We start from the raw sequence: 14430 nt of genomic DNA on the forward strand, positions 1-14430 counted from the left end.
AAGACATCGACCTGACGCAGCTTGGCGACGATCTCTTCAGCCGTATGCTTCTTCCGTCCCATGAAAATATCCTCCACATGGCTTGAAGCCATACCTCAGGGAGGACCACTTTTCAGGAGGCAGGCCAAATGGCCAGGGCGGCACCATCGCGGGACAGGCCACCGCGATCAGCAACCTGTCCGCCTACGCCAGCCAGATCGACGGGCAGGTGCAGACGCAGGCGTCCTCGATCCAGGCCCTCAGCACCACGCAGGCCGGACACACCGCGACGCTCACGACCTACGGCACATCGATCAACGGGCAGTCGGTGCAGTTCGGCGTCACCGGGTCGATCGATGGGCAAACCGGCGGCTTCGTGTTCGACGGGGTGCGCCGCCTCGACGGCGCTGTCTCCTACAGCCTCAAGATCCGCGGCGACGTTATCGTGGATGGCACGCTGACAGCACGGACGCTCGCGGCGCAGCAGCTCATCGTCAACGGGCAATTGTTCGACGCGGCTGCGACGCAGGTGGCGGCCGCCGCCTCGTCCGGCACGTCGACAGGCGTCAGCATTAATCTGCGTGGCTCCGGCAACGTGGTCATCTTGGCGTTCTTCCGAAGCAACTCCGCGTCTGGATCGCAGGCGGGGCCCGGCAATTTCCTCATCACCCGTGACGGGGTTAGCGCGCCGCTTGAAACCGTCCCCGCCAGCTTCGCTCTCTACAAGCCCGACAGCGGCAACCTCCAATTCTATCCCGGCTCGATGTGCATTGCTGCGATCGAGAACCCAGGTGTCGGCAACTTCACCTATCGCTGCCAACATACCAACGGCCAGGGCATCGGCGGCGTAAAGATCGTGGTGCTGGAGCAGTCGAAGTGACCGAGCCGGTGAAAGACTACATTACGCAAGCCGGGTTCGTGGAGTATGGCGCCGACGGTGCGATCCTTCACGCTGGGCACCAGGGCATCGCGTTCACCACCGACGCCATGGCCTGCGGCGAGCGCATCCTCCTCGGCGGGCCGATACTGGCGCCTGAGGCGATCGTCGCCGGCTACTTTGTGGAAGTCGCGCTCCGGCAGTTCAAGGCGAAGGCGGAATGCCCGGCAGTCCTTGATCGCTTCACGCTCAGCAGGCTGCCGGTCCCGTGCCGCGTTGAGATCTCGACGCCGTTCACAACGCCGACCCTCTACGACTGGACCGACCCGGCCCTGACGCTCTCTTTCGAGCACCCGTGCCGCTACACCGTGCGGGTGCTGTCCGTCCCGTACCTGCCGGGTGTGTTCGAGGTGGCGGTTGATGCGTGAGCCGAAGACGCTCCACCACGGCTCGGACCACCGCGCGCATCGCGCCGAGCACTACCCGATCACAGGTGACGCCCTCGACGCGATCGCCAAAGGGTTGCGCGCCTACCAGCACGGTGAGCCGCTGCCGGCAGAAACGCTCGCGTGGCTCGATGCGCGCGATGCCGTGAAAGACCGCTTCCGCAAGCCAGCGGCTAGCTGACCCTTCCTCTCGGAATACATTCGCATGGCTGATCCTACCGTCTCTGTGACGGCCGGCTCGACGGAGGTCGTCGGCATCGGCACGTCTTTCATTGAGCGGGCCGGCGACCTGTTCTTGTTGGCAGGGCTGGCGGTGCCGATCGCCTTTTCGGTCCCCGGCAAGATCACGCTGGCCCAGCCCTGGCCGGGCGACACGCTAGCCGGGCGGGCGGACTTCGCAACCCAGCGCAGTGGCCCGTACTGGTCCACGGCGGTCACGACCAATTTGCAGATCAACGATCTGCTGTCGAAGCTCGACGCTGCTCTGCCGCTGCGGTTCGATGCGGCCGCCCCCTTCACGCAACGCGCCAGCCTCAACAATCAACCGGCCGGATTCATCTTCCTGTCCGTCGATCCCTCCCCGTTCACCCTCTACGTCAAGCTCGCCAATACAAATTCTTCGTCGGATTGGTCCACTGGCCAGGCGGTCAAGACGACCCCGGCAGCCTCCACCGAGGAAGCACAGGCCGCCGCCGCGGCAGCCTCGACCGCACAGGCGGCTGCCGAGGAGCGTGCGGCTTTCGCGGCCAACGCAGTCTCAGTCGCCAGCGGTGCGGCAGCTGCCGCTCGAGGATCGGCGGCCGACGTCCGCCAGTACGCGGCGATCGTTGGCGCCGCGGCCTTCGACTTCGCTTTCGACGGCAGTCCCGACCCGTCCAACGACTGGAGCACCTGATGGCCCGCCAGCCCCGGCAATTCGCGCGGCAGGGCGCCGCCAGCGACCTTCCTGATCGTGCATCGGTGCGCGCCTATGTCGGGCCGCCTGGTGAGCCGATCTGGGATGGCGAAGCCCTTCGCGTGCACGACGGCAGCACGCCAGGAGGTGTTCGGCTCGCACGCACCGGCAGGAAAGCCGTCACGGACCAGAATTATGTCGTGGTGCTGGCAGACACCTATGTCGCCCTGACCGCCCTGACCGCCCTGACCGCTGCCCGTCTCGTGACGCTGCCGTCCGCAGCGGCTTACGCTCCGGGGCAGGTTCTCTACGTGGCCGACGAGACCGGTGCGTGCTCGGCCGACGCTGGTCTGACCATCACCGTCGCTGCTGCGGGAACGGACACGATCGCCGGCCAGCCCTCCGTTGCGCTCGGCTCGCCCTACCAGAAGCTCGCTTTCCATTCCAACGGATCGAACCTGTGGACTTTCGCATGACTGCGCGTTTCACTCTTGCCGCTCTGGCGGCCATTTTCTTCGCTGCTCCTGCCGCCGCGCAGCAGGTGCTTCCGCCCGGCCAGCTCGATGGCGCCGGCAATTTGAAGCTCGGCCCCGTGACGCTTGGCAAACGGCAGAGTGGCAAGTTCACGATCACGCCCGACGTGCTGCAGATCCAGGGCTCCGGCTCGACCGGCGATGTCTCATCGACCTCAACGGCGATTCCGGGTGGCGTCCCTCGCACCTTAGCCGCGCGAGCGGCGGACCGCCTGAACATGGCTGACAGACCTGGAGCAGATCCGACCGGGGTGGCCGACAGCACCGCCGCATTTCAAGCGGCCGTCAACAGCGTCCCGACCGGAAGCGCGGTCGCCATCGACGTTCCGCCCGGTGTGTGGCGACTGGCGAGCAATGTGCTTCCAAACGGGCGTTCGGTCTCTTGGAACATCGCACCCGGCGCGAGCTTCGTCGGCTCGGGCAAGCTCTCGGACAGCTTCGGCTTCTATTATTCGTCCAGCCCGGATCTCCGCACGACGCGGCAATCCATGCGCCGCGGCACGTCCGCCGCTCCGGCTGCTGACCTAGCCGCCCTCGATGTCGGCGTGAAGCATACGAGCGGGGCTGGTAGCGGCACCGACAACGCGCCCGCGAGCTACCGGGCGAATTACAAGTGGAGCACCGCGGCCAATGCGCGGGTGCAGGGGTATTTTGGCGAGGCTATCGACCAAGTCGGCGGCGCAACCACCTTTGTGGAAGGCGGGCGCTTCCACGGCATCGTGGCCGGAGGCACGCGCGGAGGTGCTTACGGGGGCATCGCCCTTGCGCAAGCCCTTTCAGGAACGGTGCCTGACTTCGTGATCGGCTTCGAGGGTGAGGTGATCCGCCAAGATGGAGCGGATGCCCCTCCGCCTACCTCGTTTCTCCTCTCACGCTACGTCGCCTCGTTCGTGGCGACCGCGCGGGCGGGCGACAAGCCCGACGCCGGGTTCATCACGAACCCCTACAACACGGTGCCGTTCCGAACCGGGTTCATGGTCGCCGAGAACTCGGTTGACAGCGCGGGCTTCGTCAACCGCGCCAACTTGGTTCAGGCGTATGCCAACTTCGGCACGGCGGTGACAGGTCTCTACACCGGTGCCAGCACCTATGCCGCGATTCAGATGCTGAACGGTGCGGCTTCGGTCATCCGCATCAAGAACGGCGCCGGCACGGCCGACGACAACGTGTTCAGCTACTCGACCGACAACAGGTTGGTCCTCGGGCAGGATGCGGCGGGGGTAAGCTTCCCGAAGCCGGTCGGGTTCAACGGGGCCGCGCCCGTCGGCAAATGCTCGCTCGCCGCGGCCCTTCCGACAGACGGCTCGGCCTCGAACGCGGCTCTCGCCTCCGCGATCAACGGTGTCCGGTCCTGCCTCCTGACGAACGGCCTCGCGCAGTGATGCGCTTTAGCTCTCTCGTTCTAGGCGGCCTCCTTTCCCTCGCGCTCCTCTGCGCGCTGGGCTCGCCCACCATGGCCGCGCGTCATCGGGCTCACCACCCGGTCTGCATCGCCGTGATGATCGAGATGATCCCGGCCCGCATCTGCCCGCCGGCCCGGCGCCGCTGATCACCCATCGCCGGTTCGCCGGCTGCTCTCTGACATCGTGAGAACCTGACCATGGCCGCAGAGCTCGATAGGGCTGCGTTCTTCCAGGCTGTCCGCTTGCGCCCGTTCCCCGGTAGCCTGACCACCGGGCAGGTCTCTGGCATGGAGGCGATCCTCGACGCCTGCCCGCCCGACACGCCGACCGATCACCTCGCCTACGCCCTCGGCACCTGCCCGATCGAGACCGGGTGGACGATGCAGCCGGTCAAGGAGAAGGGCGGCGCCGCCTACTACACCCGCATGTACGACATCACCGGGGCTCGACCGGCGAAGGCCAAGGAGCTCGGTAACACGAAGGCCGGCGACGGCGCGCTGTTCTGCGGTCGCGGGCTGCTGCAGCTCACCGGCCGGTCGAATTATCGCCGCGCCACGTCGCGCCTGCGCGACCTCGGGATGGTGCCGATGCTCACCGACCTCGAGCAGACACCCGACTTCGCCATGGACCCGGACATCGCTTCCGCCATCCTGTTCGTCGGGATGAAAGAGGGCTGGTTCACCGGCAAGAAACTGGCGGACTATTTCGCCGCCGGCCGCGCCGACTGGACCGGGGCCCGCCGCATCATCAACGGCCAGGACCGCGCCGCCGAGATCGGCCAGCACGCGCAGGGCTTCCGTGCCGCGCTGATCGCCGCCGGCCACCGCCCTGGCGCGGTCGCGGGGGCGGTCCGAACCATCCCCGTCGACACCAAGCCGCTCGCGCCGGTCCCCGCCGGACCGCTCGTCGCTCCCGCGCCGCGCAACAGCGGCATCAGCCTCGCTCCCGCGCCGCGCGCCGACGACCAGCAGCCCGCGCCCGGCCTGTTCGCCCGCATGGCCGAGCGCCTGCGCATCGCTTTCCCCCCGAAGAAGGTCTGAACCCATGGCCGCAGGTCTCCTCGCCGGTCTCGCCGCCGCTCCCGCCGCGATCGAAGCCATCTCCAACATCATCGGGCGGTTCGTGCCGGACCCCGCACAGCAGGCGCAGGCCTCGCTCGAGTTGCAAAAGGTGCTCGCCGAACGCGAGTCGTCGGCCGCCATGGCCGCCGCCGAGATCGCGAAGGCCCAGGCCGCTACCAACACCGCCGAGGCGCAAAATCCGTCCATGTTCGTCGGCGGCTGGCGGCCCTTCGTCGGCTGGGTCTGCGGCATCGGCTTGCTCTACGCGACGCTCGGCCAGCCAATCGTCGCCTGGGCTACCGGCATCGCAGGTGCCGCACTCGCCATCGCTTTCCCGCCGCCGCCCGTGCCGCCGTCCGAGGTGCTGATGACGCTGCTCACCGGCATGCTCGGGATCGCGGGCCTGCGGACATACGACAAGGTCAAGGGTGTGGCCGCGCCGTCCATCGCGCCGAAGGCCTGATACATGCCGAACGCGCAGGCCACGATCGACGCGACTGCGGACGCCTACCTCAAGCAGGGCGTCCTCGGCGCGACGATCGTGCTGCTGCTGATCTTCCTGGTGATCGCGGGGCTGGTGATCCGGCACCTCTACAACGACCTGAAGGCCGTCAACGCGATCACGCTGGCTGATCGAGAGAAGCTGATCCTGGCCCTCGGTACGGTGGCCGCCGGCGACGAGCGTGACCGCGAACTCCTCCAGGAGATGAAGACCACGCTCGCGGGCCGGACGCAGGCCCTTGGCGACCTGTCGCAGCAGATGGCCCTCACGGCCCAGGAGACCCGGCACGGGTTCGCGAACATCGGTCAGATGGTCACCGGCCTGCTCGACCTTATCCGCGGCATCCGAGCCGGAGGCGTTTCATGAGCCTCTGGGAGCGCGTCATGCTGCACTTCTTCCCGCGGCATCACCCCGATGCGCCGGAAGCGTCGAAGCAGGTGGATGCCGCCTTCGAGCGCATGGTCTGCGCACGCATCCAGGTCGGTGAGGTGGCGGGCGAGGTCGCGCAGACTGCCAGGGCCCACCATGAGCGTGTGCAGGTGGAGCGCCAGAAGATCCGGCAGCGAACCGCCGAGACCGCCGCGAAATATCCGACTGGCCGAACCAGCGAGATCCGGAACTTGGTCGAGGACATGCTGGAAAGTCTGGACGGGCCGAAAGACAATGAGGGGCGCAGGTCGTGAGGCTGAAGCTGGATGAAAGAGGCCTCCCGGTCTCAGCCGAAGACCCACCGCCGGTGAACATCCGCAGCTCGGCGTCATGGGTCATCGGCATCGTCGCCTTCATCTACCTGATCGCCGACATCGTCTTGGCGAACAACGATCTCAATATCGCGGTCGACGTGGTCCTCTGCGTGATCGCCTTCATGGCCCTGTGCTATTATTCCGTCAGGGCTGCGGTGGCGGTATGGACGGGGTCGCAGGCATACGTCGATTATCTGATCGTCGCGATTGCGCTGGGCTGGATGTCACAGAGCGGTCAGGCCGGGCTTCGCGCCATCGCAAGGCTTAGCGGCTTCGACCGGACGTTCACCGACTCCGAGATCTTCGGCATCCTGAAGCTCATGTCGATCGTGGCCGCGCTCATGCACATCCTGCCGCGCGGGGCGGCGAACGGGCAGGTCCCGAAGAGCAATCGGACCGTCATCGTGGGCGGGCTCATCTTCGCCATCGTGGCCGCCGTCACGGTCGTCACGGTCCACCCCGATCCCAAGCCGCTGATCGAAATGATGCCGATGTGGAGCCGGGACACGTTCCGCACTGGGTCGAACCTACCGCCTGGCGCGCCGCCGGCATGAAGTCTTGCCCCGAAGGCGCCTTCACGTCCGGCCACCTCTGGATGGCGGCCCTGTGCGGGGCGATCGTCATGCTGGTGCTGATCGGTGTCATGCGCGACCTGGCCGCTTCCCGCGATCCACCGCCCGAAGGGTGAGGCCCCTCTGCCTCGTTCCTCCGACTCAGCGTCGCCGGCATTCGCCGTGCGGGGCTCTTTGCGTTCTGGGCTTCAGATCCGAACCGTGCCGCGACCGCGGGGCGCCTCCCCGTCCTCGACTTTGAACACCTTCTTAAATAGACGCTTGAACTCGATCCAGCTATCGGACGCCTGCATGAGTCCAATCACCTTTGCCAAGTGCTTTTCAAGGTGCGGATTGCCAATCTCATCGGTGAGAAACTGGTGATGCTTGAATTTCCGCTTGCCGGTTTCATGATCAACCGGGTTCTGCGTCCGTAGCTGCTGTAGCACCCCCTCGGGAAGGCGTTCATAGACAAGTGCGTTCGTCAGCTTGCCAACGTAGCCCGGCTTTGATCGGCTGGCAGGATCTAGGTCTTCCCACTTGTGAAGGCGGTAAATGCCTTCGTAAAACTCTAGCGGGAACCGCTGCGCCCAAGGCAGAAGCTCCTTCGAGATATACGCTTCAAGGATCTTGGCGAGTGCATCGCGCTTGCGAACGACTTGATAGCCGGTTGCTTCGTCGACGAGCGCCACGATGCCGACGCGCGCGAGACCGCGCATGATGAGTTCGCACTGCTGAGCGATCGGCATCTGCTGCTGCATCAAGCGCCCAGCTTGGCGAGCGGCTAGAACGGCCTCGCACAGTTCAACCAGAATTTCAGCTTCATACCCATAGGCACGAGCGCCCCCCGGAGTGATGAAGGAAATCGGGTTGCTGACTCGCTCATACAAGTCTTTGGCGATAAATGGGTTTATGAGCTTTCCGCTGGCAAAAAGCTCCAACCGACTCATACCCGCTTTCATGCTCCCACCGCGAGCAATCTTGAGAGCGTCTTGAAATCCGTTTGCCGTCAGAACCCGCCGCTCGTCTTCGAGGACATAGCACGGGATTTCCATCCCACTGATCTTCAGCGGGCGATCGTCGTTGCCAAACTCGGCTCGAGGAAGGTTGGCGCGCTCAGGATCGGCTTTCGCCCATCGAGCAGCAGCGCCGGCTGAAGCGGCAGCCTTTCGCTGCTCGGGACTCAGCTTATTCATTCGCGCATTCGCCGCCTTGCGGAAGCGATTGTTAAGTTCGTCAAGAGCTTGAATGTCGGGCTGATACCCAACCCGATTAGCATCTGCCTTCTTACGCTGCTCGTCCATCATCGCCTCCTGCTACCGTTCGATAGCAATATGAGATGCTATCGACGGTAGCACAAGGGGCGCCTCAGGTTCCTCCTTCCGCCTACCGCCCAACCTCCCACACCGGCACGCCGACGGGCCGCCCCGGCAGGTTCCGGTAGTACGTCGTCATTCCGAACCGGATCTTGTCGGGCTCAATCGCGCGGACGTGCTTCCCGCTGATCATCAGGGCGCCGCAGTGGGCGACCCAGATGAAGCCAGGCTCATTCTGCCGCAGCTTGCAGGGCTGGAGTTCCCTCGTGTGCAGGATGGAGCCCTTCACAGCCTCTCGGAGCGTTCGCCGCCTCACGCAGAAAAGCAGAGGCTTCGGGGTCGGCTAGCCAAGCGTCTACGGGGCGGCAAACGAGCTTACCCAGCGGGTGCCTAGCATAGGCCGCGTAGCTCCTAGCGATAAACGTCTCGAGCGTCATGGTGTGCGCTGGACCGGTCCGCGGCGTGGCCGCCTTGAGGAATAGCTCACTACCCGGCACGCCGTAGAACGCGGCGATCTCAGGATAGATCGGCCAGCACCCGAACCCGCCTAGGTCGTCCGGGAGGTAGGCGTCCAGGTCGCAAGCTCCGTAGGGGATGCCGGCCTTGTCGAGCAGCCCGCGGGCGAGGTCGGCAGCGACGTGCATCTTGATGTGGTTGTTAGCGTGCATGAAGCAGCCTCGTCGGGCCCAGCGCACGAGCAGCGTATCGAGGTCGTAGCCGGCCTGTCGTCCGAGAAAGCGCAGGTGCGCCACCGATGCTTCCCAGCCGTCGAAATAGCCGAGCCGCCGGTACACCGGCTCTGTGAAGAGCCGCAATGTCTGCTCCGGCGCTAGACCGGCTCGGTAGCCGAACAGAGCAAGTCCGGAGTGCGCGTGCCCCATCGGCCCTGAGATGAAGCCCGTTAGCTGAGCGGCGTCTTGCACGCCGACATTCACCAAGTCTGGATGGAAGGCAGAGAAGACGATCGTTGGAATCAGCACCGAACGCGGATGGGTGCGTAGGGTCTCGATGTCACCACCATCCTTGAACGACGGCAGGTAGATGTTGGAGAACACGTGGTCGTAGCAATCTGCCTCGGCGAGCAGGTCGCACATGCGCGAGAACAAGCGCTTAGCCTTGAAGGCGGAGATGAAGCGGATCTCGGCTCCGGGGACCAGAAACCGCATTGCGCGGGCGATTGCAGCCCCCTGGCAGACGCCAATCACCAGTATGCGTGGTGTCCCTGAGATCCGGCGATGGAAGGGATCAATCTGGGACAGTCGATAGCGCAGACGATGCAGATTGGCTATATCGAGCATGAACGCAGCCAATCCTATCAATGGGCAAATTCAATCTCCGCTCAGGTTCACATAGCCTTCTCGATAAGATCAACCCTATAATGATCAAAGAGGCGGACTGCTGCCAATTTTATGGGCAGGGGTGTTGCTCATAGAGCATTATTTACAAGGTAGGCCTTCGGGCAGCCCTTTTTTCTGCTCGGGATGCTGCCGCGCTATGGCCCCCAGTCGAGCGCCGCGGTCCTCTGCTTGGACTGCTCGAGGAAGTCGATCGCTGCCGCGCGCACCTCCTCCCAGCGGGCCCCCGACATCCCTAAGCACGGCGCCGTGGTCGGCTTCATGGCCTCGAGCGCGTCACGCCAGGCCCGAGCGTCGGAAGGCACAGGTTGGATCGGTGCTGGTGATGCCATGGGTCTGGTCGGAGGTGGTCCAGCCGAGCTAGAGTAGCAGCAATTTGGTGCCCGGCGGCACAACCACTTCCACGGTCCCTTCGTTTCTGGTGTATGCGAAGTTATGCGCTTTCACATCGATTATGACTCAGGAGAAGAAATCCGGGGCTGGATTGTCCCAGACAATCCGCTGGAAACAAGTCGCGTAATTCTATCGATCAATGGAAAGCGCGTTTTAGAATTACCGGCCAGCATTACCGCGGACCAGTTCAGAGAGCTGGGATGGCATTCTACTGGAAAATGCATCTTTTTGCTCACGACGACAGCGTTTCCAGAGCTATCGAGTGTTAAAAATCTTGAGCTCTATGACGCCGACACAAATGTTTTGGTCTATCGACGAGTCCCGCGCGAGGGCCTGATCGATCGTCGGGTGCTTCTGATCGACACCGGGATCCATCCCGAAGTCGGCCTGCAGAACGCGCTGTTCCCGTATTTTCAGCAATCCCATTTCGGCATCCACAAACTCTCCGACGAGATCGTGACCAGCATCCTCGGAAACGAGACGCCAACTTCTCGCCTTATCGCCGGCGCGCTCGTGGTGCCGCGCTACGAGCAGTATTTCCCGCCGGATCGCATGCTGTCGGCGATCCTGGTCCACGATCCGCATGTGGAGATGGCCACGCGCATGCTGTGGCTGAAGGCGCGATCCAAGGTGGTGGCCGAGGATCACGCCAGCTGGCGCGTCGATCGCTATGCCGAGGCGGCGCTGTTCGCCGCCGACTACGACTACACTGATCCGAAAAGTCTGAAGCGCTTCTTCCGGATGCTGCCGGAGCAGGCCTACCACCTCCTCTACAACCCGCTGTCGCGCCAGCTCGGAACGCGGCTGCCTGACGACCGGCTCCACCCCGGGAATTCCATCGTCGCGATCGAAATTTTGGCGCGCCTCGGGGTCGTCGGACACAGGACCTACTTCGACGCTTTCGCCTCCACCCTGTTCGACCAGATCGGGATGGAGGGCAGTGTGCCCCTGCCGGCGCCGGTTCCGATCTCAGACGAGGCTTTGGCCTTGGCCGAGCGCCTTCGCGCCGTGAAGGCGGTCGCCGACATGCTGGTCTTCGACATTGCCATGTCGGACGCGGTGCTGATGTCTTTCGCTAAGAGCTGGTCTTGATTGTGATACAGGTAGCGTTAAAATATTTACCGACCTTCAAATATAGGCTTTAAGGAAGTGGCGAAAGCTTAAAAACTTTGGACAGTTTGATTTATATATGACGTCATATTTGTTTGTCTCAGATAAAGAGCGCTCCTAGGTGAAACGAATTTCGAGAATTAGAACACGACATCCGAGCATAGCAAACAATGTTGTCGTTCCTGATATGACAGAACGTCTGGGGTCTTTTCAAAGTTTAGGTGGAAATTGTGAGTTCGGATTTGTTCAGCGTGCCTGCGGAGCCGAATCGTCAGGCCTATTGCGCTTCAATTTTACACCGCTTGATGATTTAATACGCGCATTGGAAACCAATTTCGATTCATACGGCTCCTCAGGCGACTTAAGAATTGAAAAAACTGAAACTGATTATTATTACTGCGCAAGCCGAAGCTACAATTTTTGGATGAATACGGCGCACGCGGTTGGTGATATCGATCCTGAGGTTTTACTTGTTAAAGAATATGGCAGGATCGCTCATCTTAAAAACAAATTTCTACTAGAATTGGCGGCTGGTTCAAAAATACTAGTGCGCAAAGTCGGTCCGGGAGAAAGCGAATCTGACTTCGACAGATTGGCGCAGGCAATCTGGCGTCATGGGCCTTCGACCCTGCTAAGAGTTACAGAGGAAGGGTCAGATTGGATTTGTAAGCCAGTCCGCAGCGTTGCTCCGCTTATACTCGAAGGGAGCGTCCGACGTTTCGCGCCTCTGGAGAAGGCTTGGGACATTGATATTGAACCATGGGCGCGCCTTTGTGATAGCGCATACGCTGCACGTCACCAAGTGCCAGAGTCAGCCTTGTATGCGGATCATTTTCAACAACTAAAATTTTCCACAAAATTACGCTACCACCGCGGAAGACACTCGGGACATCAACTTAGCGCCTTCACTAAAGCGGTCTCACCATCTGATTTTGATTCCGAGGCAGTGTATGTATTTTCAGCCTGGGTGTGGATCCCAGAGGGTTGTGCTGCGTCCCGCATTTTCTCAGTTTCTGGTCGTGAGCCTCTAATGGGTATGGAGGCTAATATGGATGTCCGCAATTGTTGGCAGCGCATCTGGTCAGCAGGCAAGATGAATCCTTCCTACGAAAAAGTGCCCGTTGGAATAGGTTTGATTGGAGGTCGGAGTGATGAATTCTGGTCGTGTGGCTCACAATTCCACAAGGGACGGATTCCTTATCCTGCGATACCACCTGCTGCGCATATAAGGCCGTCGCTAGTTCGTCGGATCTCGCGCCTATGGATGTAGATGCGAAAGCAACGCAGGTTTATTGCATTCGACCACATGATTTGGCTGAAGCGCAGCGGTGAGAGGGAGATCGATCCCGAAGAGGGCGAGGGCGACGGTGAGCGGTATGGGTGCGACGCTACTCGCCTGATAGGCCAACGGCAAAATCCTCACCCCTTCCGCGCCTGCCGAGTGGCCTGCAAGTCCGCGAACGGCTTTGACACCACGTTCCGGCCCAATGCGTGGTAGACATCGACCGACCAAGCCGGCTAATCGTGCAGTAATGTGCATCAGGCCAACGCAAGCCTACTTATAACCCGAACGAGCCTTAAAATTCAACTGCAATAAAAATACTGCCAAACACGACATAAGTTTTAAGGTGAATCTCGACATGACTGAAATGCGAAAAATAGCCCCGTCTGAAATCGAAGCTTCCAACTCCGTAGGTTCACAGTTCGGCGTTAGCGGACTAATACACGATAATGATTTTATGTACTGGTTTGATTATGACAATAGTAAAAATAAAGATGAGTCTTTAGCCTCTGTCCGTTATATGTTAGAAGGCAGGGGCCTAGCTCATTTTTTTAAAGACCATATTATTCAGCATTCGCCCTCAAGAAACAATTTTTCATTGTTAGATTTTGCGTCGGGGTATGGGCGTGTTTCGCGTTGGATGAAGGAAGCCCTCCCCGGAACTCAGATCTTTGCTAGTGATGTACACCAAGACGCCATCAGCTTCATGTCGTCGATCGGCGTTGAAGCATTCAAGTCGAGCTCAGTCCCTGAAGAATTTACCCCGCCTTGCCAATTTGATGTTATTTTATCTGTATCGTTTTTTACTCACATGCCGAAGCCTACTTGGAGTCGGTGGTTAAAACGTTTAGAAAAGTGCCTTAACCCAGGTGGGCTTCTTGTCATCACCACGCACGGCGATCCAATTTGGCATGCGATGGGATCTCCTCGGCCTGACGAAGACGGTTTCTACTTCACTTCAGGATATAGCGAGCAGAAAGATATCTCCGTAACGGAGTACGGCACCACGTACACTTCGCTCGAATTCGTAGTCGCGCGTGCGCGTGAAGCTGGTCTGCGGGTGGAAGGCATTAGATCCCCCGGCCATGGAAACCACGACATCATCACGCTTCGCAAAGCCGATCGTTCAATGTATCCGTCCGCCTTTTCGCCGCCAACCATGTTAACTTTTCTAAAAAATAAATTTCGGAAACGAATAATTCGCTGAAGTACTGGTCAGCCTTGTCGCGCCAAACGGACGGCGAGCACATCTACGAACGGCTTCGACACCACGTGCCGGCCGGACGCGTCGTAGACCTCGACCGTCCAGGCCGACCAATCGCGCGGCGCCTGGTAGAGCATTACGTCCAGCGCGACGCGTTCGGCATGTACACGCATCAGCGCCCAGGTCGGCAGCCGCTTGCCCTGCAGATCGGCCACGAGCTCGTGCCCGTCCGTGCAGTGGAAGCGGTAAAGCGGCGTCGGCATTGGTCTTCTACCCCGCCTTCCACACCATCTCACCGCCTCGCGCTTGGCCGTCGTCGCCATGGTTGAACCGTCGATACGCATGCTGTTTGTTCCGGTTCCGTTCTTGCCGGAGCCGAGGCAGCGATGCACCCCCAGCCCTACGAACCGCCTGTGGAGATCCGGCTGAGCGAGGCCGAGACGATCGCGCTCGCCTACCGCCGGGCCGCCCGCGGCGACGTCTGGATCGCGTTGGTGCGGGCGATCGAGGACGCGCTGTCCGACCTCGCGGAGGCTGAGCGCCGGACGCTGCAGCGCGACCGGCTGATCTCGCACGGCTACGTCCGCGGCCGGCGGCCCGGCACGTAGGTGGAAACCCTCGCGGACATCGGGGGCGACCGCGTCGTGGTGGAGTGATCCTCCCCCGGTTCCACGGACAGGGGGGTTAGCTCGCGTTCCGTTCGGCTTGCTCGGGTGTGATGTATCCCAGGGCCGAGTGGATGCGCTGCCGATTGTAGTAGCCCTCGATGTAGGCGAACAA

20 protein-coding genes are annotated in these 14430 nt (G+C 61.7%); 16 read left to right on the forward strand and 4 right to left on the reverse strand.

Going from position 1 to position 14430, the window contains the following annotated elements; translation table 11 throughout:
* Window positions 1–82: 82 nt before the first annotated feature.
* The 12 genes from FV234_RS22925 to FV234_RS26350 all read left to right on the forward strand — a co-directional run bounded on the left by FV234_RS22925 (window position 83) and on the right by FV234_RS26350 (window position 7127).
* The gene (locus FV234_RS22925; RefSeq protein WP_147831872.1) at window positions 83–859 is read left to right on the forward strand and encodes a hypothetical protein; all 777 of its coding nucleotides are present in this window, start codon (window positions 83–85) and stop codon (window positions 857–859) included.
* Window positions 856–1284: a hypothetical protein gene (locus FV234_RS22930; protein ID WP_147831874.1), complete on the forward strand. Its 429-nt coding sequence runs from the start codon at window positions 856–858 to the stop codon at window positions 1282–1284. Before FV234_RS22925 ends, FV234_RS22930 begins: the two co-directional genes overlap by 4 nt.
* Entirely contained in the window at window positions 1277–1483 is a 207-nt protein-coding gene (locus tag FV234_RS22935; RefSeq protein ID WP_147831876.1) for a hypothetical protein, read from the forward strand. The genes FV234_RS22930 and FV234_RS22935 overlap by 8 nt, the downstream gene beginning before the upstream one ends.
* 24 nt (window positions 1484–1507) lie before the next feature.
* The gene (locus FV234_RS22940) at window positions 1508–2197 is read left to right on the forward strand and encodes a hypothetical protein (RefSeq protein WP_147831878.1); all 690 of its coding nucleotides are present in this window, start codon (window positions 1508–1510) and stop codon (window positions 2195–2197) included.
* Window positions 2197–2673 (forward strand): hypothetical protein, encoded by a 477-nt coding sequence (locus FV234_RS22945; RefSeq protein ID WP_147831880.1) that lies wholly within the window; start codon window positions 2197–2199, stop codon window positions 2671–2673. Before FV234_RS22940 ends, FV234_RS22945 begins: the two co-directional genes overlap by 1 nt.
* Window positions 2670–4112: a hypothetical protein gene (locus FV234_RS22950; protein ID WP_147831882.1), complete on the forward strand. Its 1443-nt coding sequence runs from the start codon at window positions 2670–2672 to the stop codon at window positions 4110–4112. The genes FV234_RS22945 and FV234_RS22950 overlap by 4 nt, the downstream gene beginning before the upstream one ends.
* A gap of 218 nt (window positions 4113–4330) precedes the next feature.
* Complete coding sequence (locus tag FV234_RS22955; protein WP_187273779.1) at window positions 4331–5173, forward strand: hypothetical protein; 843 nt, start codon at window positions 4331–4333, stop codon at window positions 5171–5173.
* Between the two features lie 4 nt (window positions 5174–5177).
* A complete protein-coding gene (locus FV234_RS22960) occupies window positions 5178–5657 on the forward strand; it encodes a 3TM-type holin (protein ID WP_147831884.1) in 480 nt (159 codons plus the stop codon).
* 3 nt (window positions 5658–5660) lie between these two features.
* Window positions 5661–6062, forward strand: a complete 402-nt coding sequence (locus FV234_RS22965) for a FeoB-associated Cys-rich membrane protein (protein WP_147831886.1) — start codon at window positions 5661–5663, stop codon at window positions 6060–6062.
* Window positions 6059–6379: a hypothetical protein gene (locus FV234_RS22970; protein ID WP_147831888.1), complete on the forward strand. Its 321-nt coding sequence runs from the start codon at window positions 6059–6061 to the stop codon at window positions 6377–6379. The genes FV234_RS22965 and FV234_RS22970 overlap by 4 nt, the downstream gene beginning before the upstream one ends.
* 53 nt (window positions 6380–6432) lie before the next feature.
* On the forward strand, window positions 6433–6993 hold the full coding sequence (locus tag FV234_RS22975) for a hypothetical protein (protein ID WP_147831890.1): 561 nt from the start codon (window positions 6433–6435) through the stop codon (window positions 6991–6993).
* Window positions 6990–7127, forward strand: a complete 138-nt coding sequence (locus FV234_RS26350; RefSeq protein WP_187273780.1) for a hypothetical protein — start codon at window positions 6990–6992, stop codon at window positions 7125–7127. Before FV234_RS22975 ends, FV234_RS26350 begins: the two co-directional genes overlap by 4 nt.
* A gap of 72 nt (window positions 7128–7199) precedes the next feature.
* On the opposite strand, the gene FV234_RS22980 is transcribed toward FV234_RS26350, so the two are convergent.
* Both FV234_RS22980 and FV234_RS22985 read right to left on the reverse strand, forming a co-directional pair.
* Window positions 7200–8297 carry a P63C domain-containing protein gene (locus FV234_RS22980; RefSeq protein ID WP_147831892.1) on the reverse strand — a complete coding sequence of 366 codons (1098 nt, stop codon included), beginning with the start codon at window positions 8295–8297 and terminating at the stop codon, window positions 7200–7202.
* A gap of 239 nt (window positions 8298–8536) precedes the next feature.
* A complete protein-coding gene (locus FV234_RS22985; protein WP_147831894.1) occupies window positions 8537–9604 on the reverse strand; it encodes a WcbI family polysaccharide biosynthesis putative acetyltransferase in 1068 nt (355 codons plus the stop codon).
* Window positions 9605–10096: 492 nt separating this feature from the next.
* On the opposite strand from FV234_RS22985, the gene FV234_RS22990 reads away from it, so the two are divergent.
* From FV234_RS22990 to FV234_RS23000, 3 genes are all read left to right on the forward strand, one after another.
* The gene (locus tag FV234_RS22990) at window positions 10097–11146 is read left to right on the forward strand and encodes a hypothetical protein (RefSeq protein WP_147831896.1); all 1050 of its coding nucleotides are present in this window, start codon (window positions 10097–10099) and stop codon (window positions 11144–11146) included.
* Between the two features lie 139 nt (window positions 11147–11285).
* A complete protein-coding gene (locus FV234_RS22995) occupies window positions 11286–12434 on the forward strand; it encodes a hypothetical protein (RefSeq protein WP_147831898.1) in 1149 nt (382 codons plus the stop codon).
* A 358-nt stretch (window positions 12435–12792) separates the two neighbouring features.
* Complete coding sequence (locus FV234_RS23000; RefSeq protein WP_147831900.1) at window positions 12793–13653, forward strand: class I SAM-dependent methyltransferase; 861 nt, start codon at window positions 12793–12795, stop codon at window positions 13651–13653.
* An 8-nt stretch (window positions 13654–13661) separates the two neighbouring features.
* Here FV234_RS23000 and FV234_RS23005 read toward each other — a convergent pair whose 3' ends face one another.
* Window positions 13662–13913 carry a hypothetical protein gene (locus tag FV234_RS23005; protein WP_147831902.1) on the reverse strand — a complete coding sequence of 84 codons (252 nt, stop codon included), beginning with the start codon at window positions 13911–13913 and terminating at the stop codon, window positions 13662–13664.
* A 123-nt stretch (window positions 13914–14036) separates the two neighbouring features.
* Between FV234_RS23005 and FV234_RS23010 the strand changes: the two genes are divergently transcribed.
* A complete protein-coding gene (locus FV234_RS23010) occupies window positions 14037–14258 on the forward strand; it encodes a hypothetical protein (RefSeq protein ID WP_147831904.1) in 222 nt (73 codons plus the stop codon).
* A 76-nt stretch (window positions 14259–14334) separates the two neighbouring features.
* Here FV234_RS23010 and FV234_RS27120 read toward each other — a convergent pair.
* Window positions 14335–14430, reverse strand: a 96-nt coding sequence (locus FV234_RS27120; protein ID WP_348643084.1) for an IS3 family transposase, incomplete at its 5' end; no start/stop codon positions are given.

This window comes from Methylobacterium sp. WL8 (genome assembly GCF_008040045.1).
In the GTDB taxonomy this organism is placed as follows: Bacteria; Pseudomonadota; Alphaproteobacteria; order Rhizobiales; family Beijerinckiaceae; genus Methylobacterium; species Methylobacterium cerastii.

Excerpts from the sequence above, each read along its gene's own strand:
- FV234_RS22990 (WP_147831896.1), top strand. The coding sequence starts at position 10,097 with ATGCGCTTTCACATCGATTATGACTCAGGAGAAGAAATCCGGGGCTGG.
- FV234_RS22965 (WP_147831886.1), top strand. The coding sequence starts at position 5,661 with ATGCCGAACGCGCAGGCCACGATCGACGCGACTGCGGACGCCTACCTC.
- FV234_RS22980 (WP_147831892.1), bottom strand. The coding sequence starts at position 8,297 with ATGATGGACGAGCAGCGTAAGAAGGCAGATGCTAATCGGGTTGGGTAT.
- FV234_RS22940 (WP_147831878.1), top strand. The coding sequence starts at position 1,508 with ATGGCTGATCCTACCGTCTCTGTGACGGCCGGCTCGACGGAGGTCGTC.
- FV234_RS22935 (WP_147831876.1), top strand. The coding sequence starts at position 1,277 with ATGCGTGAGCCGAAGACGCTCCACCACGGCTCGGACCACCGCGCGCAT.
- FV234_RS22950 (WP_147831882.1), top strand. The coding sequence starts at position 2,670 with ATGACTGCGCGTTTCACTCTTGCCGCTCTGGCGGCCATTTTCTTCGCT.
- FV234_RS23005 (WP_147831902.1), bottom strand. The coding sequence starts at position 13,913 with ATGCCGACGCCGCTTTACCGCTTCCACTGCACGGACGGGCACGAGCTC.
- FV234_RS22985 (WP_147831894.1), bottom strand. The coding sequence starts at position 9,604 with ATGCTCGATATAGCCAATCTGCATCGTCTGCGCTATCGACTGTCCCAG.
- FV234_RS22945 (WP_147831880.1), top strand. The coding sequence starts at position 2,197 with ATGGCCCGCCAGCCCCGGCAATTCGCGCGGCAGGGCGCCGCCAGCGAC.
- FV234_RS23010 (WP_147831904.1), top strand. The coding sequence starts at position 14,037 with ATGCACCCCCAGCCCTACGAACCGCCTGTGGAGATCCGGCTGAGCGAG.
- FV234_RS22960 (WP_147831884.1), top strand. The coding sequence starts at position 5,178 with ATGGCCGCAGGTCTCCTCGCCGGTCTCGCCGCCGCTCCCGCCGCGATC.
- FV234_RS22955 (WP_187273779.1), top strand. The coding sequence starts at position 4,331 with ATGGCCGCAGAGCTCGATAGGGCTGCGTTCTTCCAGGCTGTCCGCTTG.
- FV234_RS26350 (WP_187273780.1), top strand. The coding sequence starts at position 6,990 with ATGAAGTCTTGCCCCGAAGGCGCCTTCACGTCCGGCCACCTCTGGATG.
- FV234_RS22970 (WP_147831888.1), top strand. The coding sequence starts at position 6,059 with ATGAGCCTCTGGGAGCGCGTCATGCTGCACTTCTTCCCGCGGCATCAC.